The 26559-nt window shown below is 46.4% G+C and carries 20 protein-coding genes; 16 read left to right on the plus strand and 4 right to left on the minus strand.

The window, feature by feature from the left end; all coding sequences use genetic code 11:
• Positions 1–122 precede the first annotated feature (122 nt).
• The 9 genes from PAEAM_RS10765 to PAEAM_RS10805 all read left to right on the plus strand — a co-directional run bounded on the left by PAEAM_RS10765 (position 123) and on the right by PAEAM_RS10805 (position 10891).
• On the plus strand, positions 123–2312 hold the full coding sequence (locus tag PAEAM_RS10765) for a glycoside hydrolase family 52 protein (protein ID WP_100527483.1): 2190 nt from the start codon (positions 123–125) through the stop codon (positions 2310–2312).
• Positions 2309–4456 carry an alpha-glucuronidase family glycosyl hydrolase gene (locus PAEAM_RS10770; RefSeq protein WP_100527484.1) on the plus strand — a complete coding sequence of 716 codons (2148 nt, stop codon included), beginning with the start codon at positions 2309–2311 and terminating at the stop codon, positions 4454–4456. The genes PAEAM_RS10765 and PAEAM_RS10770 overlap by 4 nt, the downstream gene beginning before the upstream one ends.
• Before the next feature lie 105 nt (positions 4457–4561).
• Positions 4562–5629, plus strand: coding sequence for an NAD(P)-dependent alcohol dehydrogenase (locus PAEAM_RS10775; RefSeq protein ID WP_100527485.1), 1068 nt, complete (start codon positions 4562–4564; stop codon positions 5627–5629).
• Positions 5630–5796: 167 nt separating this feature from the next.
• Complete coding sequence (locus PAEAM_RS10780; protein WP_026081056.1) at positions 5797–6063, plus strand: HPr family phosphocarrier protein; 267 nt, start codon at positions 5797–5799, stop codon at positions 6061–6063.
• A 144-nt stretch (positions 6064–6207) separates the two neighbouring features.
• On the plus strand, positions 6208–6459 hold the full coding sequence (locus PAEAM_RS10785; RefSeq protein ID WP_036613829.1) for a type B 50S ribosomal protein L31: 252 nt from the start codon (positions 6208–6210) through the stop codon (positions 6457–6459).
• Positions 6460–6608: 149 nt separating this feature from the next.
• On the plus strand, positions 6609–6914 hold the full coding sequence (locus PAEAM_RS10790) for a Dabb family protein (RefSeq protein WP_076317704.1): 306 nt from the start codon (positions 6609–6611) through the stop codon (positions 6912–6914).
• Positions 6915–7065: 151 nt separating this feature from the next.
• Entirely contained in the window at positions 7066–7827 is a 762-nt protein-coding gene (locus tag PAEAM_RS10795) for an SDR family NAD(P)-dependent oxidoreductase (protein WP_100527486.1), read from the plus strand.
• Positions 7828–8084: 257 nt separating this feature from the next.
• Positions 8085–9812, plus strand: a complete 1728-nt coding sequence (gene poxB, locus PAEAM_RS10800; protein WP_100527487.1) for a ubiquinone-dependent pyruvate dehydrogenase — start codon at positions 8085–8087, stop codon at positions 9810–9812.
• 323 nt (positions 9813–10135) lie between these two features.
• Positions 10136–10891, plus strand: a complete 756-nt coding sequence (locus PAEAM_RS10805) for an SDR family NAD(P)-dependent oxidoreductase (protein ID WP_076250445.1) — start codon at positions 10136–10138, stop codon at positions 10889–10891.
• A gap of 109 nt (positions 10892–11000) precedes the next feature.
• Here PAEAM_RS10805 and PAEAM_RS10810 read toward each other — a convergent pair whose 3' ends face one another.
• The 4 genes from PAEAM_RS10810 to PAEAM_RS10825 form a co-directional block, all read right to left on the minus strand.
• Positions 11001–12185, minus strand: a complete 1185-nt coding sequence (locus PAEAM_RS10810) for an MFS transporter (protein ID WP_100527488.1) — start codon at positions 12183–12185, stop codon at positions 11001–11003.
• A 232-nt stretch (positions 12186–12417) separates the two neighbouring features.
• On the minus strand, positions 12418–12702 hold the full coding sequence (locus PAEAM_RS10815) for an ArsR/SmtB family transcription factor (RefSeq protein WP_036613842.1): 285 nt from the start codon (positions 12700–12702) through the stop codon (positions 12418–12420).
• Between the two features lie 170 nt (positions 12703–12872).
• The gene (locus PAEAM_RS10820; RefSeq protein WP_243391297.1) at positions 12873–13214 is read right to left on the minus strand and encodes a ribosomal protein L7/L12; all 342 of its coding nucleotides are present in this window, start codon (positions 13212–13214) and stop codon (positions 12873–12875) included.
• Between the two features lie 40 nt (positions 13215–13254).
• Complete coding sequence (locus PAEAM_RS10825) at positions 13255–14454, minus strand: cytochrome P450 family protein (RefSeq protein ID WP_100527489.1); 1200 nt, start codon at positions 14452–14454, stop codon at positions 13255–13257.
• A 189-nt stretch (positions 14455–14643) separates the two neighbouring features.
• Between PAEAM_RS10825 and PAEAM_RS10830 the strand changes: the two genes are divergently transcribed.
• From PAEAM_RS10830 to PAEAM_RS10860, 7 genes are all read left to right on the plus strand, one after another.
• Positions 14644–15621: an aldo/keto reductase gene (locus PAEAM_RS10830; RefSeq protein ID WP_100527666.1), complete on the plus strand. Its 978-nt coding sequence runs from the start codon at positions 14644–14646 to the stop codon at positions 15619–15621.
• A 421-nt stretch (positions 15622–16042) separates the two neighbouring features.
• Positions 16043–17143 carry an ATP-binding protein gene (locus tag PAEAM_RS10835; protein WP_017688223.1) on the plus strand — a complete coding sequence of 367 codons (1101 nt, stop codon included), beginning with the start codon at positions 16043–16045 and terminating at the stop codon, positions 17141–17143.
• Positions 17131–19599 carry a DUF5682 family protein gene (locus tag PAEAM_RS10840; RefSeq protein WP_076317709.1) on the plus strand — a complete coding sequence of 823 codons (2469 nt, stop codon included), beginning with the start codon at positions 17131–17133 and terminating at the stop codon, positions 19597–19599. The genes PAEAM_RS10835 and PAEAM_RS10840 overlap by 13 nt, the downstream gene beginning before the upstream one ends.
• The gene (locus PAEAM_RS10845; protein WP_243391298.1) at positions 19584–20807 is read left to right on the plus strand and encodes a VWA domain-containing protein; all 1224 of its coding nucleotides are present in this window, start codon (positions 19584–19586) and stop codon (positions 20805–20807) included. The genes PAEAM_RS10840 and PAEAM_RS10845 overlap by 16 nt, the downstream gene beginning before the upstream one ends.
• 19 nt (positions 20808–20826) lie before the next feature.
• Entirely contained in the window at positions 20827–24384 is a 3558-nt protein-coding gene (locus PAEAM_RS10850) for a DUF4132 domain-containing protein (RefSeq protein WP_100527490.1), read from the plus strand.
• Between the two features lie 4 nt (positions 24385–24388).
• Positions 24389–26221, plus strand: coding sequence for a hypothetical protein (locus tag PAEAM_RS10855; RefSeq protein WP_100527491.1), 1833 nt, complete (start codon positions 24389–24391; stop codon positions 26219–26221).
• Positions 26208–26486 carry a hypothetical protein gene (locus PAEAM_RS10860; protein ID WP_100527492.1) on the plus strand — a complete coding sequence of 93 codons (279 nt, stop codon included), beginning with the start codon at positions 26208–26210 and terminating at the stop codon, positions 26484–26486. The genes PAEAM_RS10855 and PAEAM_RS10860 overlap by 14 nt, the downstream gene beginning before the upstream one ends.
• Positions 26487–26559: the final 73 nt, after the last annotated feature.

Raw genomic sequence — 26559 nt, forward strand, 5'->3', positions numbered from 1 at the left:
ATAGTCTATCAGCTTGATTTGGGTAAATATCCGATTGATTTGATCATGGTCGGAGGTGGAACCACGTGTTAGGATGGGGCTAATGAAAACGTATGCAACCATTCTGAGAGGGGTTATGATTCATGAATACGTCCAAATCCATCTTTTATAATGCACATCACGCACCCATTGGTGCTTTTGCGAGTTTTACACTGGGTTACAAAGGAGCCAAAGGCGGGCTGGGTCTTGAACTCGGCAAGCCGGCAGACCAGAATGTATATATTGGATTACAATCTCGTGATGGCGACAATTATCAGGCGTTTCCTTTTTATGAAGCTTCCGAGGATGAGAGCAGCCGCTATGATGTAGAGAAGTTGGATAACGGGGAAACGGCGTCGACAACAGCGTCCAAAGTTCCAAAACCTCTTATTACGGCTTTTCGCGATGAAGATATTACCCGTGAATTTACCTCAGGTACGGATACGTGGACCGCTGGAGATCTGACGTTCCGTATCTACTCGCCTGTACGTCCAGTACCTGATCCAACGAATGGGGATCGTGAAGAATTAATGGATGCACTCGTACCTGCCGTATTGGTTGAGATGACGATTGACAATACGGCAGGTCAACAACCCCGCAAAGCCTACTTTGGCTATCAGGGCAATGATCCGTACTCTGCGATGCGTCTGATTGGGGGACCGGAAGGTGGCTCCATCACAGGTGTGGGCCAAGGTCGACTTACAGCGATTATGTCAGCAGATGATGGACTGTGGCCCGCACGCGGATTTACGCTGGAGAAACTGTTGCAGGAGAAACATCGGGAGAATCTGGCATTTGGACTGGGCTCAACCGCTGCACTACTGATGGAGGTTCCGGCTGGAGAGAAACGTACGTATCAATTCGCAGTATGTTTCTATCGCGGGGGCATTGTGACGACCGGAATGGATACAACGTATTGGTATACGCGCTATTTCTCCGATATTCAGGCAGCAGGAGAGTATGCACTACAACGCTTTAGTGAGTTGACTGCATCCTGTGGAGAGGTTGAACAGCGCCTTGGATCGGCTGCTTTGACCGAAGATCAATCATTCATGCTTGCTCATTCCATTCACAGCTATTATGCCAGTACTCAACTGCTGGATGCCGATGGTGAGCCACTCTGGGTGGTGAACGAAGGGGAGTATCGGATGATGAACACACTTGATCTGACGGCTGATCAGTTGTACTTCGAGCTTGCCTTGAATCCATGGACGGTGCGTAATGAGCTGGAGTGGTTTGTGAAACGATACAGTTATACGGATCAGGTTCGTTTCCCGGGGGAAGAGAAGTTATATCCGGGCGGAATTACCTTTACCCATGATATTGGTGTTGCCAATGTGTTCTCACGCCCTGGACACTCGGCATATGAGTTGGTTGGCATTGACGACTGTTTCTCACAGATGAGCCACGAGGAGCTGGTGAACTGGCTCTGCTGCGCGACAGTATACATTGAACAGACACAGGATCAAGCTTTTGTGAAAAACATGTTGCCTGTTATCGAGGATTGCTTCGAAAGCATGCTTAATCGTGACCATCCCGACGCAGAGCAGCGTAACGGTCTGATGGGTCTGGATAGCAGTCGTACCCAAGGTGGAGCGGAGATTACAACTTACGACAGCCTGGATGTGTCACTTGGTCAGTCTCGCAATAATATCTATCTGGCGGGTAAATGTTGGGCGGTCTATGTTGCATTGGAGAAGCTGTTCGCAACTGAGAAGTTGGCAGATCTGTCCCATCAAGCAGGGCTTCAAGCAGATCGCTGCGCTGCCAGTATTGCTGCACAATTGACTGATGGCGGCTACATTCCAGCTGTTATTGCAGAAAATAATGATTCTCGAATCATTCCGGCGATTGAAGGTCTGGTGTTCCCGTACTTTACAGGCTGTGAAGCAGCACTGGATGTCAATGGTCGCTTTGGCCCTTATCTGAAAGCACTCCAAACTCATCTGAAGACGGTTCTTGTCCCGGGAACATGTCTGTTCGAAGATGGAGGCTGGAAACTGTCCTCAACAAGCAATAACTCGTGGCTGAGCAAAATCTATTTGTCCCAGTTTATCGCTAGAGAGCTGCTGGGTGTGGAATGGAATGAGACAGGCAAGGCAGCAGACGCGGCCCATGTCAACTGGCTGCTGCATCCGGAGGAATCCTACTGGTGCTGGAGTGACCAGATCCTGTCTGGTGTGGCGGTTGGCAGCAAGTACTATCCGCGTGGTGTAACGTCGATTCTATGGCTACTCGAAGGAAAAGGGAATCACCTTGCACAGATCTATGCCAGCAAGGAGGCGGTACAATGAGCCAATCCGTCGTTCAATCTGCTTTGTCGGGTCCACAGTACGATGCGTGGCTGGGATATCACTCTGAATTGCCAAGAGCGAATGAGTTTACCCAAAAGACGGCTCCTGCATGGAGCAAACTGATACTGGTGGAAGAGAACCATGGAGTGATCACAACAGCTCTGACCGAACTTTCACGGGGACTGGAGAGGTTATATGGCGTGAAACCGTCGGTCAGTCATCTGTCTGATGCTCAGGAAAGTGAACGGGACAATCATGCTTCCGCTCCCGCAATACGAATCGGCACTTGGACAGAGAGCGATTCGGTTGCTGGGTCGTTCAGCGAGACAGAGCGTTCAACTGTTCAAGGGGAAGGGTACATCATTCGTGAGAACAAGAGCGAAGGTGTACTGGTCATTGGATCAGAGACTCCCCAAGGTGTGCTGTATGGTGCATTCCATCTGCTTCGTGAGCTGACAATGGATCAAGGAAGAGCACATGAGGCGGATGACGCTGTGAATAAGTGGAGCTTCATTAGAGAGCAGCCAGCCAATGCGCTACGGATGATTAATCAGTGGGATAACGTGGACGGCAGCATTGAGCGTGGGTACGCAGGAGAATCCATTTTCTATGATAATGGGGAATTCACGTTGGACTTGGGACGCATCCGGGATTACGCACGTTTGCTCGCTTCCACGGGAATCAATGCTATATCGATCAACAACGTCAATGTACACCGCCGTGAGAGCCTGTTTCTGACGGAACGTTATCTTAGTGATGTGGCGAAGGTTACCGCTGAATTCAGAGCGTATGGTATTCGATTGTTCCTGTGCGCCAACTACGCAAGTCCAATTGAGATTGGTGGATTGCGTACAGCTGATCCGCTGGATGCGCAAGTACGGGAATGGTGGAACATTCAAACGGCCAAGGTGTACGCAGCGATTCCCGATTTTGGCGGTTACCTGATCAAGGCAGACTCCGAGAATCGTCCGGGACCGTTCACGTATAACCGTGATCATGCCGACGGTGCGAACATGTTGGCTGAAGCCCTTCGGCCATTCGGTGGATTGGTCATCTGGCGTTGCTTCGTCTATAACTGCAAGCAGGACTGGCGGGATCGTTCCACTGACCGTGCACGTGCAGCCTATGACCACTTTACGCCGCTGGACGGGCGTTTTGCTGAAAATGTCATTTTGCAGATCAAAAACGGGCCGATGGACTTTCAGGTGAGAGAGGCGGTATCCCCGCTGTTCGGTGCTATGGAAAATACAAATCAGGTGATTGAATTTCAGATTACACAGGAGTATACGGGGCAACAACGTCATCTCTGTTATCTGGTTCCCCAGTGGAAAGAAGTATTGGACTTTGACACATACGCCAAAGGCGAAGGTTCAGAGATCAAGCGAATTGCGGACGGTTCTCTGTATAAACGACCATACAGTGGCTTCGCCGCAGTATCCAATATTGGTGCAGATGCCTGTTGGACAGGACATCCACTCGCTCAGGCGAATCTATATGGATATGGAAGACTTGCGTGGAACCCGGAGCTGTCCGCGGAAGAGATTGCCGATGAGTGGGTGAGACTCACTTTTGGACATGAAGACGAAGTTGTGCGGCAGGTTACGGGCATGCTTTTGACTTCACTAGATATCTATGAGAATTACACTGCGCCTCTCGGTGTGGGTTGGATGGTTAATCCAGAACATCACTACGGGCCGAATGTAGATGGATACGAGTATTCCAAATGGGGAACGTATCACTTTGCCGATTGTCATGGCATTGGTGTAGATCGAACCGTGAACAGCGGTACAGGATACACTTCACAGTATCACCCTGAGAATGCTGATCGTTATGAGTCCGTAGACACCTGTCCGGATGAGCTGATCTTATTTTTCCATCACGTGCCGTACACCCATGTTCTGCATTCGGGTAAAACGGTCATTCAACATATTTATGATACACACTTTGAAGGTGTTGCGCAGGCGGAGGCGTTAGCCGAGACATGGAGACAGCTGGAGGGCAAAATCGACCCAGTCATTTTCAGTAAAGTTGCTTCATTACAGGACAACCAGGCCGAACATGCAAAGGAATGGCGGGACATGATCAATACCTACTTCTATCGCAAGAGCGGCATTGCGGATGAACAAGGTCGAACTATCTATTGAGTGGAATTGCGGATGCAGATGAACTTGGTAATTAGGAAGAAAGAAGATCCTTGTTTTCTTTGATGTACAATAGACAGCATGGACATACATGAGGAGGAGAACCGTATGGGACAACATCAACTGCCCGAGACCATGAAAGCTGCTATCATGACAGAGCCAGGACACATTATTATTGAGGAACAACCTGTCCCGCAACCGGCTGCGGATGAGGTGTTAATCCAGGTTATGGCTGTCGGGGTGTGTGGCTCAGATGTGCATTATTTTGAACATGGACGCATTGGCAGATTTGTGGTGGAGAAACCGATCATTCTGGGTCATGAGTGTGCGGGGATCATTGCTGCTGTTGGCTCGAACGTATCACGTCTGAAAACAGGGGATCGGGTTGCTATTGAGCCTGGGGTGACTTGCGGACGCTGCACGGCATGCAAGGAAGGTCGCTATAACCTGTGTCCGGATGTACAATTTCTAGCGACCCCTCCGGTGGATGGGGCATTTGTACAATACATGGTGATGCGTGAAGATATGGTATTCCCGATCCCGGATCATCTGTCTTATGAGGAAGCAGCTATGAACGAGCCATTCTCTGTTGGTATTCACGCTGCACGCCGCAGCAAACTGGCTCCGGGTACAACCCTGGCGATTATGGGCATGGGTCCCGTTGGACTCATGGCTGTGGCTGCTGCCAAATCTTTCGGTGTAGAGAAGATCATAGTAACGGATCTGGAGGAAGTTAGGCTGGAAGCAGCTCGCCGCATGGGTGCCACTCATACCATTAATGTGCGGAATGAAGATGCGCTGGCTGTGATTCGCGAGTTAACAAATGGTGTGGGTGTTGATACTGCATGGGAAACAGCGGGGAATCCGAAGGCGCTACAATCTGCTCTGTATTCACTTCGACGTGGAGGAAAACTTGCGATTGTGGGCCTGCCTGCACAGGACGAGATCGCACTCAATGTTCCATTTATTGCGGACAATGAAGTTGATATCTATGGCATATTCCGTTATGCCAATACGTATCCGGCAGGAATTGAATTTCTGAGCTCCGGCCAGCATGACGTGATGTCCCTGATTACAGATCGTTATTCACTCGAAGAGACACAGCAAGCGATGGAGCGTGCATTACACAATAAAAGCGGCAGTCTGAAGGTCATGGTATATCCGAATGGTATGTAAGAACAACCTGGAAGAGTCCTGCGGTTCAGGACTCTTTTTTTTTGTTTTTTTTGCAAAAAAGTATGGGTCAAGCTCCCATAACATGGTATAATTCATGAAGATTTTAATATATAAATGGATACACACCATATTGGTGAATAAGTACTTAGCGAAAGGAACTGAAGGTTGTGAGAGTACATGAATTTATGATACACGCTGATTTTCATCGGGATGATTTGATGTCGGTATCTTCTCAAGCGTCGCGTTTTTCCTCGGATATTATTTTGTCGTATATGGAGTCTGAGCATGAGCATCGTGTAGATGTCAAAAGCCTGCTTGGAATGGCGTTACTACCCATTCGATATGGTAGTGTTGTCAGATTACAGACAAGAGGCAGGGATGAACTGGAGGCTTTGGAGTACATGTTGAATGTACTGGAGAAAGGGACGGCGTGACACCTGATTAGGTGCAAAATCACAGATATCATATTTTTTTTAGCTATTCCTCAAAACCTGCTGGTACTTTGTCCAAAAAAAGAGTATAATAAAATGTAGTTTGATTCTAAAGAAGTACCCATATTAAAGGAGTGTAAATAGATTATGCCAAAAGTTGACATCCATCCAAAGACACAACTCGTAATTTTTTACGATGCAAGTGCTGATTTCAAATTCCTGAGTTCTTCCACGAAGTTCTCTAACGAAACTATGGAATGGGAAGACGGTAACTCTTACCCAGTAATCCGTGTGGACACTAGTTCCGCATCCCACCCGTTCTTCACTGGTAAACAAAGAAACGTGGATATCGGTGGCCGTGTTGATAAATTTAACCGTAAATACAACATCACCAAATAAGTTTGTCCATACATTACAAAAAAACCTCGGGATTTGTCCTGAGGTCTTTTTGTGTACATTAAAAATTAATTCAACCAATTATTGCGCTTACAACACATTCGGATGTACACTAGGAAACGAGTAAGAACATATTGGAGGAGGAAATAGAGATGAGCAGCATCACACATATGGTAACGTTTACACTTTACGCGGGTAAAGATACACCGGAGGCCGAAGCCTTTTTGAAGGAAAGTTCGGATGCACTGGCTGTCATTCCTGGCGTAGAGCAATTTCAGGTTCTGAAACAGGTAAGTGAGAAGAATGAGTTTGACTACAGTTTCTCTATGGTCTTTGCGGATCAGGCTGCGTATGATGCATACAACAATCACCCGGTTCACCGTCAATATGTAGAAGAGCGTTGGGAAAAGGAAGTCAGTCGCTTCCAGGAAATTGATCTCATTCAACATCATAATTAATAGTCTCCACATATAGGAAAAAAGTTGAACTACCATATACAGCATTGAACAATGCTGTATATCTCTCTGAATAACGCGTCATTAATGAACAAAAATAACATATTTACGAAATCGTTTTCGAACAAACTAATACAAGGAGGTTTTCGCTGTTATGCAATTGGATCTCTCAGGAAAAACGGCTCTAGTTACAGGAGCAACCGGACAGCTGGGGAGAGTCATCGCCCGCACGTTGGCAGCCTGTGGCGCCAATCTGGCTCTACATTACATAAATAATGATACCAAGGCTCGGGAGCTTCAAGGTGAGATTGAAGCACTCGGTCGTCAGGCTGTTATTGTACAGGGAGATATTACAAAGCAGGATACAGCATTTCGGATGCGTGATGAGATTCAGTCTGTCCTCGGCGGAGTGGATATCGTTGTTGCCAATGCGGTCATTCAATATGAATGGACAACGGTATTGGAACAGTCTCCTGAAGATTACTTGAGCCAATTTGAATCCTGTGTCATGCAGAGTGTGTATCTTGCCAAAGCTTTCATACCACATATGCAAGATATCAGAGCCGGTCGGTTCATTGGCATCAATACGGAATGTGCCATGCAAAATTTCGCTCACCAATCGGCCTATACCGCTGGTAAGCGTGGAATGGATGGCGTATATCGCGTACTTGCCAAGGAGGTTGGTGAGTATCAGATTACCGTAAACCAGGTTGCACCTGGATGGACAATTAGCGAACGTAATCGGTCCAGTGAGCCTGGACATGATGAGGCATATACGCGTACCGTGCCGCTGAAGCGCAGGGGTGAAGATCAGGAAATCGCCAATGCGGTAGCTTTTCTCGCTTCGGATCTGTCCTCATTTATCACAGGTGCCTATATCCCGGTAAGTGGTGGCAATGTGATGCCTGCTATCTAGTGTCTGATTTGGATTTGGGAATTCACATGAAATAACAATAAACGTAGTTTAACCGTAATCCGTTTGTCATTCGACAAGCGGATTTTTTGGCATTTTGCTAACAATGAAATAACGGTTCAAGGGGGTGTTTTTAGTTTCATATATCCAGACATACATATTGAGTTGGTTCGGGTTTCAGAAGATTGGGGTATAAGAATAGGTATATTAACCGAGTGGAAACATAATCAAAATGAGCAATTAAAGGAGACCCATCACTTATGAAAAAAACAGTCGCGGACGTTCTGGTTGAATCCTTATTGAACGCTGGCATCAAACGCATATATGGCATTGTTGGAGACTCCTTGAATGCGGTACTCGACTCCATCCGTCGTTCGGGCAAGATCGAATGGATTCATGTACGTCATGAAGAAGTAGCTGCATTTGCTGCTGGGGCGGACGCTCAGGTCAGTGGAAGTATCGCTGTCTGCGCAGGTAGCAGTGGTCCTGGTAATATGCATCTGATTAATGGTCTGTACGACTGTCACCGCAATCGTGTTCCTGTACTCGCTATCGCTGCACATATCCCAAGTGACGAGATTGGCAGTGAATATTTTCAGGCGACCCATCCGGAGTATCTGTTTCAGGAATGTAGCGATTATTGTGAAGTCATTACAACAGCCAAACAGATGCCACGTTCTCTGACGATGGCCATTCAGACAGCAGTTGCACGTTCAGGTGTGTCCGTCGTTGTATTGCCGGGGGATGTAGCAGGACTTGAAGCAGCGGATCTTCCTGTACCTGAGCATGTGTATCACGCAACCAACCCCGTGGTACATCCTTCTGAGCCGGAACTCGTTAAACTGGCGGAATATCTGAATCAAGGCAAAAAAATTACGTTGTTGTGCGGTGCAGGCTGCGCGGGCGCTCGGGAACCCCTTATGCAGCTCTGTGATCGCTTGAAATCCCCGATGGTTATTGCGCTACGAGGCAAGGAATATTTGGAGTATGACAACCCCTATTCCGTGGGTCTTACGGGTCTAATTGGGTATTCATCCGGTTATCATGCCATGATGGACTGTGATGTATTATTAATGCTGGGAACGGATTTCCCATATCGCCAATTCTATCCCGAAGATGCGAAAGTCCTTCAGGTCGACATTCAATCTTCCCATCTGGGTCGGCGCACGAAGCTGGATTACGGCGTATGTGGGGATGTGAAAGCGACCATTGAAACTTTGCTTCCTTATCTGACAGAAGAACACAGTGACAAACATCTGCGTAAAAGTGTGGATCGTTATGTGAAAGTACGCAAAGATCTGGACGAGCTGGCCGTTGGAAAACCGGGTAAAAAGCCCATTCATCCGCAGTACCTGACCAAGGTCATTAGTGATGCCGCAGCTGAAAATGCCATTTTCACCTGTGATGTCGGAACTCCGACAGTATGGGCGGCCCGTTATATCGAGATGTCTCGTAATCGCAGGCTGCTCGGTTCATTCAGTCATGGTACGATGGCAAACGCTTTGCCACAGGCAATTGGTGCTCAGGTCGCTGATCCGGGCAGACAAGTCATCTCGTTGTCGGGTGATGGCGGTATTACGATGCTGATGGGTGATCTGTTGACATTGAAACAGCATAATCTGCCGATTAAAGTTGTGGTGTTTAATAATGGAGCACTCGGTTTTGTTGAGTTGGAGATGAAAGCTGCCGGATTCCTGGAATCGGGAACAGAGCTTGTCAATCCCAACTTTGCGATGGTTGCTCAAGCCATGGGCATGGAAGGTATTCGGGTTGAGGATCCGGATGAACTCGAAGGAGCTGTGCAGCGTGCGCTTCAGCATGATGGTCCTGTGTTGATTGACGTGGTGGTGAATCGTCAGGAATTGTCCTTACCTCCGAAGATTGATATCAAACAGGCGGAAGGATTCACCTTGTGGATGATGAAAGCCGTGCTCAACGGACGCGGGGACGAAATTATTGAATTGGCAAAAACAAATTTACTGCGTTAAAGTGTTTTGATAAGCGGATATGCACCGTTTGAAGTTGTAGAGATACTGACTTAAAAAGTATTTTTTTTGTAAAAGAGGAGCATGCAACAAGACGTAATAGTTGTGTGCTCCTTCAATTAAAATGCTGAAAATGTGACAGGTGATATAGTATGAATACATATTATATGATTTGTTTTTATGTCGAAAGTCTATTAGAATAGGTAAAGTCAGGAAGGTTTTATGCCATTTTTGACCTACATATTGCATCATTGCATGTAAGTACGTTTCATATCGTATTCATCGATCCAATCACAAGATGACACACACACATGGAGGAGATCAACATGAGTCACGCAGGAAAAGTAGCCATTATTACTGGAGCAGGAAGTGGATTGGGCCAAGCAGCAGCATTGAAGCTGGCTGAGAAGGGTGCATCCATTGTCGTTGTGGATCTTGTCGAAGAGACAGGTCTTGAAACGGTTAAGCAGATTGAGAAGCTGGGAAGTAAAGCTATTTTTGTACAAGCAGATGTAAGTAAAGCACCTGAAGTTGAGAATTATGTGAAAAAAACAGTCGAAGAGTTCGGACGAATCGACATGTTCTTTAATAATGCAGGTATTGCTGGTCCTGGTATCAAGCTGATCGAACATACAATTGAGCAGTTTGACCAGATTATTGATATTAACCTGAGAAGTGTATTCTACGGGTTGAAGTATGTAATTACTGAAATGCTCAAAACAGGTGGAGGTTCCATTCTGAACACGGCCTCCACAGCCGGTATTGTTGGTGTACCTGCAGTTGCACCTTACGCAGCAACCAAACATGGCGTGGTGGGCTTGACGCGTACAGCTGCGATTGAATATGGCAAGGACAACATTCGTGTAAATGCGATTGCCCCAGGTACAATTGAGACGCCGATGGTCATTCAGTTCGGTAAAGACAACCCTGAAGTATTCAAGGCAACCGTTGATAGCATTCCATCTGGACGTCTGGGCAGACCGGAAGAGATCGCGAACCTGGTTTCCTTCCTGCTTGGAGATGAAGCGCCTTATATCAATGGTGCAGTATATCCGATCGATGGTGCAGTTACGGCCCAATAAAGAGTTCTGTTTATCGGTAATAGAATAGCCGTTAAAATGGTTAAAGAGAGGCCACTGTATGCATACAGTGCCTCTCTTTTTGGTTTGTCTTTTATACTACGAATTCATATCAGGCAACGTTGTGCGATGTATTGGTTTGTGTACTTTTGAGAGGTGCTGAACGATACGAGCCTATAACGATGATGACGGCAACAGCAACCCCGACAGCGCCAATCCAGGTAATGGATGATAATGAAACGCTGCTGACCGCGATTCCGCCAATACCTGCGCCGGCAGCCATGGCTAATTGCATCACCGAACTGTTCAGACTAAGCATGATGCCAGAGGATTCCGGAGCCATGGTGACCAGGTTATATTGCTGAGTTGGACCCGAAGACCAGGCGGCAAAAGACCACAAAATCAGAACAAGGAAGACAGCGAGATGAGAGCTTGCCGTTATATTCAACAGGACCAGACTTACGATATGCAATGTCATGCCTGTGATCAACGTACGTTTGACACCCAAACGGTCAGCACTGAACCCTCCAACTTTTGAACCGATCAGACTTGCTATGCCAAATGCGAGTAAAGCTGAACTGAGTAGTGCTTCGCTCATTCCTGAAACGGATACAAGGTAAGGTGAAATGTACGTGTAGGCAATGGAATAACCACCTAACCAGAAAAATGTCACCAGCAGTGCCAGTACAATTCGTGGCTGTTTGAGCAAAGACAGTTGTTTCTTCAGCGGAACAGGCGCTTCTGCTTTGGAAGGCGGAATGGCGGCCGCGATTACCAGCATGGCGAGAATGCCAAGAACGGCGATACCGGCAAAAACAAGCTTCCAATCCCAAGATGCAGCTACAAGCCTTCCGAGCGGAACGCCAACGATCAAAGAAGCCGTAAATCCAGTGATTACTGTGGCGATTGCACTAGCTTGTTTGCCCTCCGCCGCTATTTGGGAAGCAACCGTTAATGCCGTGACAACAACAACGCCCGCGCCTAAAGCCATCAACACTCGTGCTGCGACGAACAGTCCATAACCCGGCAACAGGTAAGCAAGAACATTAGCCACAACGAATAGACCGAGGAAGTATAGCAACAGCTTGCGACGGTCCCAGCGCGAAGTCAGTGCAATAATGACAGGTGTACCGAGCGCATATACGAGTGAAAAAATCGTAATGAGCTGTCCGGCAGCGATTAAAGAGATATTCATGGTATCTGCAATGCGATCCAAAATGCCGGCAATGACATATTCGGACGTTCCTACAAGGAAACTGACCAAGGCAAGAACAAAGATTTTGAGCGTAGAAGACATGGGAACATAACCTCTTTCTGATTATAATTATTATATTTTTAGAAATATAGAAATAAAGACGATAGAACAAGACATGAATGCTCTGAATGCAACCCATCTGCCGAATGGTAATGTTACAACCTAGATAATGAATAATGGTATAAGCGTAAACTTAGGTGACCTAGTTTTACTAATAAATATCGTGCGTTGTTTCAATATTTCTAATTATATAGAAATATAACTCAAATTTTTTTTATTTATTTAGCAGATAGGGAACAAACTTTTGTGCGGTCTCCGTGTTCAGGCTGTAGTAGATATAAGTACCTTTCTTCTGCGATGTAAGCAGGCCGCAATCGGACAGCTGTTTCAGATGATGAGACAGAGTCGATAGGGCAACCGTAACAAGGCGGCTCTCCAGATCGGCAGGACACAGGTTGCTTTCGCCCGATAAGATCTGAATGATTTTGTACCGTGTTTGCTCGCCCAGTGCTTTATGAATTTTGACGACTTGTTCAATCTCATTCGAGTTTGATTGCATAATGATCCGTCCTTTCGTCTTTATTTCTTATTTCTAGTAATATAGAAATACAGTAGCATATGTCATTTGAAAAGTAAACTCTCGGACGAAGATTCCATAATTTCTACTGCGTCTGTGTTAACAGCCGAAAGTCTGGAGTAACTTCCCCCGAGAGTTATGTGAGTTGTATATTACCGATCCAGGGAATCAACATAGTCTTTGGCTTCCTTCAACGAAAGACCTCTGGCTTCACGCAGTCGTTTGATCGCCATAATTTTTTTCCCTTGTTGTATAAGTGTAAGCAGCTCCAAATCCAGATCAGTTTGGGCTGGTTGGCTTGTGTGGGAAGGGGATGCTTCCTTCGGCGACAAGGTGTAATTGAAGTCGGAGCGTGCGCCTGCGGTTGAACCGTTCTCCAGACGCTCCACATCTCTTTTCAATTCATTCAATTGACGTTGCAGGCTGGTGACTCTGACCAGTAACACAAAGATCAGAAGCAGCAAAACGATCCATACCAAGGTGTTCATTTCCATGATGTCATGTGCCTCACTTTCATTTATTCATATTTAGCCATTATTTTAGTTGAACCGGGATTTCCTTGACACCACGAACATTCATACCAGGTCTCCATTCCAGTTCATTCACATCTGCCTGAAGCTGTATATTTGGAAAACGATTCAGAAGTGTGCTGACTGCAATCTCACCTTCCAGACGAGCAAGCGGTGCTCCCAGGCAGAGATGAATGCCTTTGCCAAAAGCCAGATGCGGACTCTTCTCACGTGTGATATCGAAAATATCAGCATCCTTAAACTGCTGTTCGTCCCTGTTGGCGGAATCAAGCGCAACAATGACAAGGTCACCTTGAGCGATACGTTGTCCACGGAATTCAATATCTTCCAGAGCCCAGCGGGATGTGCTGAACTCCACCGGTCCGTTATAGCGAAGCATCTCTTCAATGGCATTGTGAATAAGCTCGGGCTGGTTGATGAGCAGTTCGCGTTGCTCCGGATGCTCCAGCAGGGCGAGAATTCCATTTCCAATCAGATTCACGGTTGTTTCATGACCGGCAATAATTAATAAGGAGACAACGCCAAGCAGTTCTTGTTCAGTTAATTGCTGCCCGGATTCTTCCGCAATGACGAGCTGGCTGATCAGATCAGTGCCGGGATCTTGGCGAACTTTCGCAAACCAGGCCGTCAGGTAATCCGTAAACTCCTTGGCATGCTGCTCAAACAGCTCGGCGCTCTCGGCTATGGAAGCATCAATTATCGTATTGGACCAGATGCGGAATTTGTCACGATCCTCAAGAGGGACTCCCAGAATTTCACTAATGACAATGATGGGCAGCGGGAAGGCAAAGTCATCGATCAGATTCATTTTTTCCTGTGACGGGAGGTTGTCCAGCAGTTCATCAGCAATGTCCTGAATATGGCTCCGCATGTCTGCGACCAGTTTGGGTGTGAATGCTTTCTGCACAAGTCCCCGAAGACGTTTATGATCCGGCGGATCGGAGAACAACATATTATTGGAGAAGATGCTTTGATTGTCAGCGCCGTAACGTCGGACCATATCTTTGCTGAAGCGAGGATCTTTCAGGATCTGGACTGCATCCTCGTATCGCGTAATAATCCAGCCGAATTCCCCGTGAGGAAACATGACTCTGAAAAAGGACTCATCTTTTCTTAACTTTTCATACACCGGATAAGGGTTATGCGTGAATTCTTTGGTAAAAAACGCTGGCCTTGAGGATTCGTTCGGTTCATTTGGGTTCAAATGCAAAATCTCCTCTCATATTCCTGCATAATACCTGCACCCTCTATATATTCAATACACAAGCTTTTGAAACCTTGTTTTTTCTTCATATGGATGATAGAGCAGGAAAATAGAGGAAGATGGAAGAAGACATGGTAGAGAGAATCGGTTATTATGCTTGGTAAAAATGAAAATGAGGTGAACGCTGACATGTCTTACTCACAACTTCCTTTGCATCATCACCAGATTCCGACAAGTCGAATGGTTCTTGGCTGTATGCGGTTTGGGGGTGAATGGGATGGTCTTCCCATTACTTCAGATCTTGTTGTGGAAGGTCATCGAGCGGTAGAAGCAGCTATCGAAATAGGCATTAATCACTTTGACCTGGCGGATATTTACACACGTGGTAAGGCAGAGCATGTCTTGGGGCGAGTTTTATCTGAAACTCCCGGCTTGCGTGAACAGATCATTATACAGTCGAAGTGTGGTATACGTCTTGTGGGTGATGATGAAGGACCGCAGCGTTATGACACCTCAGGTGCACATATCCTGGCGAGTGTGGACGGTATCCTGGAACGGCTCGGAATCGATTATCTGGATATTTTGCTGTTACATCGTCCTGACCCACTTGCCCATCCGCAAGAGATTGGAGAAGCACTGGCTGAGCTGCATCATTCCGGTAAAGTGCGCCATTTTGGTGTGTCCAACATGGGTTCTGAACAGATTCGTCTTCTTCAGCTTCATAGTAAAGTACCTCTGATTGTGAACCAGCTGGAGATGAGTCTGGACAAAATCGGATTCGTAGAGGCTGGTGTGACGGTAAATCGGCCGCAAGCCAGAGACAACGTATTTCCTTATGGCACAATGGAATATTGTCAGACAGAGCATATTCAACTGCAGGCTTGGGGTCCACTTGCTCAAGGGCGATTTACTGGCAGGGTAGTTGAGGGACAGCGCGCGGAGATTGAGCATACGGCTCAACTGGTTGATCGAATGGCTAAGGAGCGTGGAGTTACACCGGAATCCATCGTACTGGCTTGGTTAATGAAGCATCCAGCAGGGATTCAACCTGTCATTGGTTCGATTCGACCAGAACGTATTCTGGCCTGTCGTGATGCAACAAATATTGAGCTTACCCGTTATGAGTGGTACGAGCTGTATTCCGCTTCATGCGGGCGTAGAATGTAAGTAGGGAATTCTGAGAGATTGGTTCGTTTCGATCAAAATTCATAGATGTTGGGTGAGATTTGAACATATAAGAAGACACAGGCTGCTGATGGCCTGTGTCTTCTTTGTAATAATCGGCTTCATTTGGTTGAAACACATGATCGAAAGTTTAATGAATCCTAAGGTCATATGACCTACAATGCTTTTAAATGGGTAATAAGCATGCTGATTCTGATCCGAAACCAGTGTGTTGGCATGGCTGTAAGGATATTTCACCTTCATATTTGCGCTAGAGGCTATGTCCATGGACTTAGAAGAAGTGCTGATAAGAAGGACGTTTCAACCATTTTTATCGTTTTACCGGGTAGTTGCTGGAGTGCTGTGATAAAATGATAGGAATAAGAACATACGATCTGTTTACGTGAGAGGAGACACCTTGACGATGGAGATGCTTAAACCACCCGCCGAGACATTATACGAGGTTGAATTACGCGCGCTACGAGAGGAAGATCAGGGGAAACGTCCCCCGAACTGGCTGTTATCTCCCGCCTATGTGCGCGATTTTATTATTGGCAGGGATAAGCCTGCATTATTAAATGGAGAAGAGATCACGATTACCCGCAAATTCTATGGCAATGACGTGTTAATTGAACGTGCAGTGGTTACTCTGGCAGGCAATCGAGGATTAATGCTCGTGGGAGAACCCGGGACAGCCAAGACCATGCTTAGCGAACTGCTGACCGCAGCGATCTCCGGTACCAGTCTAAACACGATTCAAGGTACAGCAGGCACAACAGAGGATATGATCAAGTATTCCTGGAATTACGCCATGCTGCTTGATAAAGGCCCTTCGGAAGCGGCACTTGTGCCATCACCGTTATATAACGGCATGAAGAAAGGCATTCTTACCCGTTTTGAAGAGATTACACGTTGTCCAGCTGAAGCGCAGGATAGTCTGATCAGTATTCTCAGTGACAAGGTTATGAGCATTCCTGAACTGGACGGTGGTGTACTGTTTGCCCAACCAGGATTTAACGTCATTGCTACAGCTAATATTCGGGATAAAGGTGTTAACGAAATGAGTGGTGCATTGAAACGTCGCTTCAATTTTGAAACAATCAAGCCCATTCATAACGTGAAGATGGAAGCCAAAATTATTGAATCCCAGGCACGAAGCCTGTTATTACATAGTGGAATTGATATTGACATTAACCCGGATGTGGTTGAATTGCTGGCTACAACATTTATGGAACTACGCACCGGCATGACACGGGAAGGATACAAGCTCGATACCCCTCAAGCATCCATGAGTACGGCGGAAGCGGTGTCTGTCTATGTCCAGAGTGCGATGACTTCCTATTATTACGAAGATAAAGCTATTGGGCTGGATCGGTTGGTGCAGAACATGCTGGGGACCATTGCAAAGGAAAACGACAAGGATCTGTCCATTCTCAAAACCTACTTCTCCAAGGTCGTAAAAGAGCGTTCCAGAGAAGAGGGAATGTGGAAGGACTATTATGAGGAGAGAAAATGGATCGGTTAACAGCAGTTCTGGACCCTGATGTTGATCAGTTACAATCCTTGTTCGAGTCCCAGGTATATAACCTGAGTAATCCTACGGTCTATTATCCAATACGACACCATAGCCCTGCATGTTCATATCACTTGTTACGATTAATCGGGGACTACAAACCGGATATTATTCTGATCGAAGGACCGGAGAGCGGTAATCCATTAATTTCGGTGCTGAGTGATGAGGCAACGATACCTCCTGTCAGTCTGTACTATACCTATGAGAGTGAATTGGAGAGAGAAGCTTGCTATTATCCGATGCTTCGTTATTCGCCTGAATATGTAGCTTTGAAAGAAGCAAAACGGCTGGATATTCCGGCGAAGTTTATTGATCTGGACTATCAACACTTCTCCACTCGTGCATCCAGATCCGGCCAGACGGAACAAAAGGAGATCTCTATTCAGGACGAAACCTTGCTTGCGGGGTCTGATTTCATTAACCGATTATGCCAAAAAACAAACTGTCGCAGTTTTGATGAATTGTGGGAAAAGGTGTTTGAAATTGGTGGTCTGGAAAAATCCACTCGGGCATTCGTGCAGGATGTATTCACGTATTGTACTTTATCCCGAATGTGCTATTCCACGGAACGATTACAGTCTTCAGGTGATCTGGCAAGAGAAGCACATATGAAACAACATATTCAACAAGCGGTGCAGGAGCATGACCGTGTGCTTGTCATTACCGGTGGGTTTCATACGTATGGACTGTTGATGTTAGAGAAACATGAATCGGAATTGGAACAGCCAGAAATGAATAAACGACATACAGACCAACGTTTGGATGGACAAGGTAAACCAGGAACGTCTCAACAAAGTGCGGTTAATCCAGATACGGTTCACCAACAAATGTACCCGATGGTCTATACCTTTGCTGAGGCGGATCGGCTCAATGGATATGCGAGCGGCATGCCTTATGTAAATTATTACGATCAGATCTGGAACCAGCTGCTTCGCAAAAAGAGTACACCGTATAATCTAACGGCTCTGGACTTGTTATCTCGGCTGATGCGCCAATTACGGGATGGACACGAGCATGTATCAACGAGTGATGCAATTGAGGCATACAGTATGATACAAGGTCTTGCCGGGCTTCGTGGTAAAAGGGAAGGCGGCGTCTATGAGTTGATGGATGCAGCACTCTCTTCCTTTGTGAAGGGGGAGCTTACCTTAGCGACTGATAAACCGCTGCAAGAGCTGCAGCAGTTATTGACAGGAGACGTCATTGGAAGCGTGGCTCCCAATTCATTCAGTATTCCCATCGTGGAGGACTTCAAGGCGCGTTGTACAGAGTACAAACTGCAGATTCGTACAACAGGTCAACACAAGAAAGTGCTGGATCTGTATGCGAAACCGGAGCATCGTCAGATAAGCCAATTGATTCAATGCATCACCTATCTGGTTCCGGAATTCGCGAAACGGCAATCGGGGCCGGACTGGATCGCAGAGCGTGATATGAATCTTGTTCGCGAAACCTGGGTTTATATGTACTCATCCCGCATTGAAGCCAGATTGATAGAGAACTCTCTCTATGGTGGAACACTTGCCGGGGCCGCTACACGCAAAATGGAAGAACAGATGCAGGAAGTACCGGATCATCATAGCGGTGAACTTGCCCGACTCATGCTTCAAGCGTTGCTCATGGGGCTTCAAGACACAGCGATGAAACTCTATGAACAGGTGCGCTCGGCGCTGAGAACCGACGGGAATTTTCTATCCTTATGTAACAGTCTGCATATCTTGAACCGAATTCATCAACACCGCAGGTTGCTGGGATTATCTGACGAGCAACATCTCCCTGATCTGGTATCCGAAGCTTATAGAAACGCCGTGGACAAGTTGTTACAGCTCTCCAGAGCCAATCCGGATGAACATGAAGCCATTATTCAGGGATTGAAGCTGTTAGCTATGCTCGCGGAGTCATCAGAGGGGTATTTTCAGGATGAGACATTCCGAATACATCTGAATGAGCTTCTGTCGGATCAGCAGCTTCCGGCTCAGCTGGAGGGTGTGTGTGTGGCTATTTCCTCAGGGCTAGGTGACAGGCCCAGGGATGAGATTGTTGATCGTGCTCGCGGGTATATCCATGGTACACCGGATCAGACCCGTCAAACGGCACTTTTTTTGCAGGGAGTATTCACTGTAGCACGTGACGCTTTTTTATATGAAGATCAGCTGTTGTCTGAGTTGAATTATCTGATTGAACAGCTGTCATACGACGACTTCATCAGTATGGTACCGGAATTGCGGTTGGCATTCACCTACTTTACACCAATGGAGACGGGCTTGATTGCTGAACGGGTGGCGAGTCTGCATCAGGTTGAACCAGAGGAGATGTTGAGGCCTGCGGTCGATGAACAGATGCTGATTCAGTCCAAGACGTGGGATGAAGCGCTTCGAAAGGAGTTTGCCGCATGGAAGCTAATATGAATGAAGCGAATCGGACAACGGACGAAACCAGAGAAATCAATGGAAGTTCCAATACGGATGGAAGCAACCGAGGGGATCAACATTCTGCTGAAACCTTAAATCGATGGCGTCTGATTCTCGGTGAATCGGCCGAAGAAGGGTTGTGTAATACAGACCAATACACTTCGGCTGAATTTCAATATACGGAAATCGATGAGATTCTGGGGTATCTCTATAACCGTGAATACGGTGAAGAACAAGGTTATCGAAAAGAGGGAGGACGCGGTGCATCTAATCTGACTGTACCAAAATGGCTGCACAAAGTCAGGGACCTATTCCCCAAACCAACGGTCGAAATATTGGAAAAACAGGCGCTTGATCGTTATGGGCTGACAGAATTGTTAACGGACAAAAAGCTGCTTGAATCCCTTGAACCCAACATGAATCTGCTCAAGAATATTATGCAGTTCAAAGGACGGATGAAAGGTGAGGTGTTAAAAAGCGCCAAGGATATCGTGCGAACTGTGGTTGAAGAGCTGCGTAGTAAGCTGGAATCTCAGACCCGAGCGAGTATCATGGGCAAGCGCAGTCGCTATACCTCGAGTTCAGTACGATCTTTGCGCAATCTGAATTTCAAGCGAACTATCACCAAGAATTTGAAGAATTACGATAAAAACAAGCGCAGGTTTGTAATTGATCGTCTGTATTTCGACGGGAATATCCAGCCCCATAACAAGTGGAACATCATCATTGGTGTGGACGAGAGTGGCAGTATGCTGGATTCAGTCATCTACAGTTCGGTGATGGCCAGCATCTTCTATCGCTTGAATGCGCTGCGCACGAAATTATTCATATTTGATACGCAGGTTGTTGATCTGAGCGACAGGCTGGAAGACCCCGTAGACGTGCTCATGAATGTACAGCTCGGCGGGGGCACACATATTACCAAAGCGTTGCGATATGGCGAGACGTTAATCGATAATCCAGGCAAAACCATCTTTATTCTGGTCAGTGATCTGGAGGAAGGGTACCCGATCGCGCAAATGTACAAAGCCTGTAAAGATATCATCGATACAGGATGCAAGCTACTGGTTCTCACCGCGCTCGATTTTAACGGGGATTCAGTCTATAACAAACATGCCGCACAGACATTAACCAATATGGGGGCACATGTAGCAGCAATTACGCCTAACGAACTCGCGGATTGGATTGGCGAGATCATCACTTAAATTCAAGGAGGAATGTGTAATGCTTACCGCAGACCGCGCAGTTGAAACTTTGGTGGAGAAATTCGCAGTAACCTGTTCAAACGAGTATTCATTGAAAACAGATCGTAGCTCCGAAATTATTGATTACGTCTTGGGAACGACAGACAAGTTTCCGGATATGATGGGAAATTCGAGTCATTATGTGTATCAAACGATTGATCTGCTCATGAAGCTTGCCAAAAAAGACGATGGAGATATCTTTTACCGTGCCGGGGCTATTGTGATATATCTGGAATCCAATTATTCCAAAAGAAATTCATGGAGAACGGATGCCTTTACTGTCTGTATGGGAAATGACTCCGAAGCCTACGGATTAAGCGGGAAGAGCAAAAGCGCAGATCGCATGGATGGATTGTTGTCCCGGTTGGAGAAGATCAAACAGTTTGCAGGCGAGAACGAAATTCTGACTGAATTAAAGAGTAAATTAAAGCGTGCCCAGTGGCTTTTTGATTCCAAAAAAGCGGACAGTCAAGGGGACTACCGGGATGTAATTAATGCTTTAATGCTGCTGGAATTATATTCAAGACTCAGTGACACGGCTTCTCATCTTGCAGAGGTTCAATCTTCTGTTCAATCGTTACCAGTGTTGTTTCAACATGTGATGGCTAATGATGCAGATAAGTTGCGGGACGAGCTACATACGTTGATTGAACCTGTAGTGGTCAGTAATATTCAAGGGAAGCATAACGGATCTTCCCAAGAATTGAAGGATGAATTCCTCAAGGAGAAGCGTAGTCAGCTCATAGCTGAACTGTATCCCAATACGTCTTTCTCTTCAAAAGAGCAATGTTCAAACACAGTATTCCATCAAACTATGGTAATTGTGAGTGGTGCCTTGTTGTACCTGATTAACATTAGTGGAGGTAAACAACGGTTCCTTGATACAAATAGTGAGATTGGGCATGTTTTGCTTCACACAGTACATCAATTACATGAGATTTATCCACTTGAAGTTCGCCGTTACTTGCTGAGTATGGACCCTAGAGCCAAGAGTCCAAATGATCTACTTGCTGGACTTGTGCCTCTGGATGAACCTTATCAGTTGGTTGAAATGTTGCGGGACGAGCTTAATTCGTACACGGTATCTTGGAACATGTTACAATCCGCGATCGCGAATCGTCCTGAACAAGCGATTCGAGCATACGAGATTATCAAACCGCCATTCCTCAAACTCTGCATTCAGAAATTCATGGAGGATCAAGGATTGACATTGCCTAATGCGGAGGGGTTACTGGAGCAAGCGGTATTTAACGCTCTTCGGCATCCTTTGGACGGGGGACGTCAAGGACTTGCGATTGCAAGATACTTAAGTGGGGAAAACACCCTGGAGGAATATTGGGAGGACCCGAATAGTCGCGGGTTGTTTAATCAACTGAATCGGGATAAGAAGCGTGTTCACAACCTCATTAGTATTAGTTTTCTGCCCTTGGATTCAGAGGCGATGCGCAGGTTCGCAATCCTGACCACTCATCCCGATTGGACACTGGATATTATCTCGGACATGTACAATTCATACGCGTTTAGTGGAGAGCAGCTGCTTCAACGTTACGGGCAAGATCCTGAGGTGCAACGTGAGAAATTGCTAACCAGCCTGATCTCACTTAATGGCATGACCGACTACAGATACAAATCGATGCCGCATGACGAATACCGCCGAATCATTCAGCAGAATCTGGACTATGCACTGACACAGTACAAGAAACTGCCAACAGATACACGCATTTTAATTCTGGAGATTACCTTTGAACAGCGTGATGAGTTATCGAAGAAAATATTGGCCGAAGCGATTCGTGCCGGATTGCAGGATTCTTCCAAAAAGGCCAACGGCGTGGCGTTAGCGGAATTCAACCGAATTCCTGATCAGGACTTGTATACGCTCGTCTACCTCTCGGAGAAAAAAGTGGCGATCAAAGAAATGGCTCTGACCGCAATCCGCAGTCTGGAAAACAGCAAGGAACTGTACGGTGAGCTTTTGAAGAAAGAGAAGTCCGACGATTGGAAGAGCTTGATCCAAATTCTGCTGGATACCGCAGATCTAAGTCCAGAGTATGCCCATGCTGCACTCGCTGATCAGGCGGATGCCAAAAAGTTGTCGAGACTGAGCTGGTTGTCCTTGAAAGATCTCCCTTCACTGATACGTATTGAAGACAATCAGCCTTTAGATGACCGGATTAAACAGTATGCTTTGGTCCAATCATTGGATCATACATCCGGTCCTAATGAACGGTTGAATGAATTACGAGATTACGTAAGTGAGGCATCGCTCGCTCGTTTTGCAAGTGAACTGCTCCAGGTCTGGATTCAGGAAGGTGCTCCTGCAAAAGAGAAATGGGTGATGTATGTATCAGCACTCTTTGGCGATATTCACATTGTGAATATTCTGGCTCCGCAAATTAAGGAATGGACAGAAAACAGTCGTGGCGCGATTGCAGCAGATGCTGTAAAAGTGCTCGCTTATCTGAAAGATCCATCCGCTCTTATGGCGATTGACAAGATCAAACGTGGCGTGAAGAACCGTCAGGTGAAAGGTGCAGCAGAAGAAGCATTGCAACTTGCAGCCGATAATATGGGACTTACCTCGGAACAACTGGAGGATCGGCTGGTCACCACACTTGGTTTTGATGAAAAAGGAACTATGCAGCTGAGTTACGGAGAGCGTTCCTTCCTGGTTAAGGTCAATGGAGACTTACAAGTCGTTGTCTTAAATGAAGAAACGGGCAAATCCGTGAAAAGTCTGCCTGCTCCTGCACAGAAAGATGATCCTGAATTGGCAGCGCAGTCCAAGGCACGTTTCACACAGCTGAAAAAAGATCTCAAATCCATGGTTAACATTCAGGCGCAGCGTCTGGAAGAGTCATTGTCCAAGCAACGTCTGTGGTCTGCCGATGAGTGGAAAGCATTGTTTGTACAAAATGTAATCATGCAAAAATTTGCTGTTGGTCTGATCTGGGGAACGTATGAGGATGGCGCTCTGATCAGCACCTTCCGTTATATGGAGGACGGCACCTTCAATTCTGTGGATGAAGATGAGGTCGATCTGCCTTCGGATGCGCAGGTGGGACTTATACACCCGTTGGAACTGGATCAGGCAACGCTTGAAGGTTGGACAACGCAGTTGGAGGATTACGAGATCAAGCAGCCATTCGAGCAATTGAATCGTGAGATTCACCAGCCAGAAGATGAGGATAAAACGAAGAATGAATACGATCATCTGCCCGAGTCTGATTTTTCACCAACGGCTTTCCCCAAAGCACTGGAGAAATACGGTTGGATCAAAGGACCGGCACAGGACGGCGGCTGGTATCATGAATTTTATAAAGAGTACGGAGATCTTGTTGCAGAATTGCAATTCAGCGGTACGAGCATCACGTATTACGAGGGATTGGATGACATTACCCTGGAATCCCTTCATTTCTTCAAACCGAATAACAAGCAATATTATTACTATGGTGACAACAAACCCATTGCTCTAGGCAACGTTCCAGGTCGCGTGTTCAGTGAAACGATCTACGACATTCTGAGAGCAACGGGGCGTTGATGACGTGAATGGATTCAAGGAAAAATTCCGAAGTTTTTCGAAGCTGTGTACGGAGGATTATTTGATTCGGTATGCCAACAAGGGGTTGTACAAAAGGTCTTTGAAAGAGTTGGACAATGGTGTAAGTGTAACGTACACATGGAATGCATCATCTGTGAGTTGTCAGCTCAGTGACGGGACACAATGTACGCTTGAAAATACGCTGGATCATTGGGAATGCTCCTGCCCGGCCGATCATATCTGCAAGCATGTGCTTATTGCAATTCTGTATGATCAACGGGAATATACGGCAGAGGATTCAATGAATGCAGACGAGAAGCATACGCTGGATAAGGACTCAGGGATATCGGATAATGATCCGTTGGACGTACCAAAAAACGTATCAGTAACAGAATCAGCATCAAACTTAGTATCAAATGTGGATGATCCAAGCGAAATTCCGCATACAGTATCACGTGAGATCGAGTCTCGCTTCCGCTGGATGACGGAGTCTGACCTTCCCGTGTTAATTAAATCGTATAGTTCTTCCATGATTGAGGAAGTTGTTTTCCGACTGAGATACCCAGAGGAAATTAAGATCTTTGAAGATTCACTTCTTACGGTTCATCTGACCACCCAGAATATCGAGGTGTCTTTTACTGAGGAAGCGAACCTTGCAAAAGCACTATGTAAGGTGCAGCAGACAGCCGGGAAAATGGCCAAGCTTGAAGCTTTGCTACGGTACCGCAACCTAAAAGGCCTGGATGATAGGGATGCATTAAGTGGACGGGTGTACGAAGCCAAGTTCTCTCTTCAGACAGTGCAGGAATGTCGGGTTATGCTGGCAGGATTGTTGAAGACGGGACTGGCCCGCCTTCCTCAGTCCTATATGGCACAACTGGAGACTTTGGCAATTGCAGCTCATAGTGGCAACCTACCTGACATAGAACGCAGTTTACGAGGGATTCAAGGGGAACTACAGTTGTTTTTCAACAGACATATACGTTTCTCCATGCAATCCATGTTGGATCGGGTAAGCAAGCTGTATCTTGCACTCCAGGTTCTTGAAGAAGAAAAGGTATCTGTCATTCAGCAGAGTCAGCTCATTGGCAGTTTTCGAAGTAAATACTTTACGGTTCCTTCACTTCACCTGTATGGACTGGGAGCTGATGCGTGGGAGACACGATCCGGTTTCCGTGGAATCACTTATTATTTCTATTGTTTTGATGATGAGGAAATCTACACTTATAGCGATGTACGTGCTGTATATTATGATGATCAGCAGTTCTCGTATACAGAGCATTATGGTGCATTCACACCATGGTTGCCTAATCTGACCTTTCGCCAGTTCGTGGGTGAAGAAGTTCAATTCCATTCAGTTAAAGTGAATGAAGAACGCCGGATCTCTTCCGGGGAAGGTGCCAAACTTGCGATTTTGCCACGAACGGGTGTGGAAACGTTGAATATGGGCAAAACCATGCAAGACGTAACGTCAGTACTTCAAGAGGAATCGCGATCGTTCGACTTGTTTGCTGCTCCCAAAGAACGATTGGCAGTGATCAGAGTTGCTCGAATCGTGGACCATAACTTTGTCAAACAAACGCAGGAGCTTGTCCTGACGGTTGAGAATACCGAAGGGGAAAGACTGGCACTCACTCTCCCGTATTCATCTGACTGGCAGGCGATGATCAAAAGACTGGAGTCAGGATATGGTTCCCAATCGCTTGAACACTTCTATGCCTTTGTGCGTGTGGAACCAAAACGGATTAGCCCAATCAGTTTCCTGAAGGGCAAAACGGTGCTCAGTCTGAAACTGGATATCGGTAATGGGAGGATGGGCAGACTTGGAAGAATATAATCAGTTCATGCAGAAAATTAACGGCTGGTCAGAAGAGTTGCTGCTGCGCGGGTTATCTCAGTTTACGATCCGAGATATTGAGGTACTTGAGCAGCTCGCAGCGGAATCCTTGCGGTTGCAGATGAGTTTCCTGCATGAGTTGTTGAATCACCTCATCAAGGAAGGGCGTAGCGTGGCTCTTGGACAAGGTAATGAAGAGTTGCTGTTATTTCAGTATTGTCGTCTCACCCAATATGTACAGCTCAGTGTGCAAGAAGAGGCGTAATTTTGGTTAGTAATCCAAGCGAAGACCCATGAGAGCGATATGATGTAATAAATACGATGTATTATAGGATATA

Origin of the sequence: Paenibacillus sp. GM1FR (assembly GCF_002803315.1) — a bacterium.
GTDB classification, from domain to species: domain Bacteria; phylum Bacillota; class Bacilli; order Paenibacillales; family Paenibacillaceae; genus Paenibacillus; species Paenibacillus amylolyticus.

Coding starts and splice junctions, on each gene's coding strand:
- PAEAM_RS10830 (WP_100527666.1), top strand. CDS start 14,644: ATGTCTTACTCACAACTTCCTTTGCATCATCACCAGATTCCGACAAGT.
- PAEAM_RS10840 (WP_076317709.1), top strand. CDS start 17,131: ATGGATCGGTTAACAGCAGTTCTGGACCCTGATGTTGATCAGTTACAA.
- PAEAM_RS10770 (WP_100527484.1), top strand. CDS start 2,309: ATGAGCCAATCCGTCGTTCAATCTGCTTTGTCGGGTCCACAGTACGAT.
- PAEAM_RS10805 (WP_076250445.1), top strand. CDS start 10,136: ATGAGTCACGCAGGAAAAGTAGCCATTATTACTGGAGCAGGAAGTGGA.
- PAEAM_RS10775 (WP_100527485.1), top strand. CDS start 4,562: ATGGGACAACATCAACTGCCCGAGACCATGAAAGCTGCTATCATGACA.
- PAEAM_RS10850 (WP_100527490.1), top strand. CDS start 20,827: ATGCTTACCGCAGACCGCGCAGTTGAAACTTTGGTGGAGAAATTCGCA.
- PAEAM_RS10790 (WP_076317704.1), top strand. CDS start 6,609: ATGAGCAGCATCACACATATGGTAACGTTTACACTTTACGCGGGTAAA.
- PAEAM_RS10835 (WP_017688223.1), top strand. CDS start 16,043: ATGGAGATGCTTAAACCACCCGCCGAGACATTATACGAGGTTGAATTA.
- PAEAM_RS10765 (WP_100527483.1), top strand. CDS start 123: ATGAATACGTCCAAATCCATCTTTTATAATGCACATCACGCACCCATT.
- PAEAM_RS10845 (WP_243391298.1), top strand. CDS start 19,584: ATGGAAGCTAATATGAATGAAGCGAATCGGACAACGGACGAAACCAGA.
- PAEAM_RS10815 (WP_036613842.1), bottom strand. CDS start 12,702: ATGCAATCAAACTCGAATGAGATTGAACAAGTCGTCAAAATTCATAAA.
- PAEAM_RS10820 (WP_243391297.1), bottom strand. CDS start 13,214: ATGGAAATGAACACCTTGGTATGGATCGTTTTGCTGCTTCTGATCTTT.
- poxB (WP_100527487.1), top strand. CDS start 8,085: ATGAAAAAAACAGTCGCGGACGTTCTGGTTGAATCCTTATTGAACGCT.
- PAEAM_RS10810 (WP_100527488.1), bottom strand. CDS start 12,185: ATGTCTTCTACGCTCAAAATCTTTGTTCTTGCCTTGGTCAGTTTCCTT.
- PAEAM_RS10785 (WP_036613829.1), top strand. CDS start 6,208: ATGCCAAAAGTTGACATCCATCCAAAGACACAACTCGTAATTTTTTAC.
- PAEAM_RS10795 (WP_100527486.1), top strand. CDS start 7,066: ATGCAATTGGATCTCTCAGGAAAAACGGCTCTAGTTACAGGAGCAACC.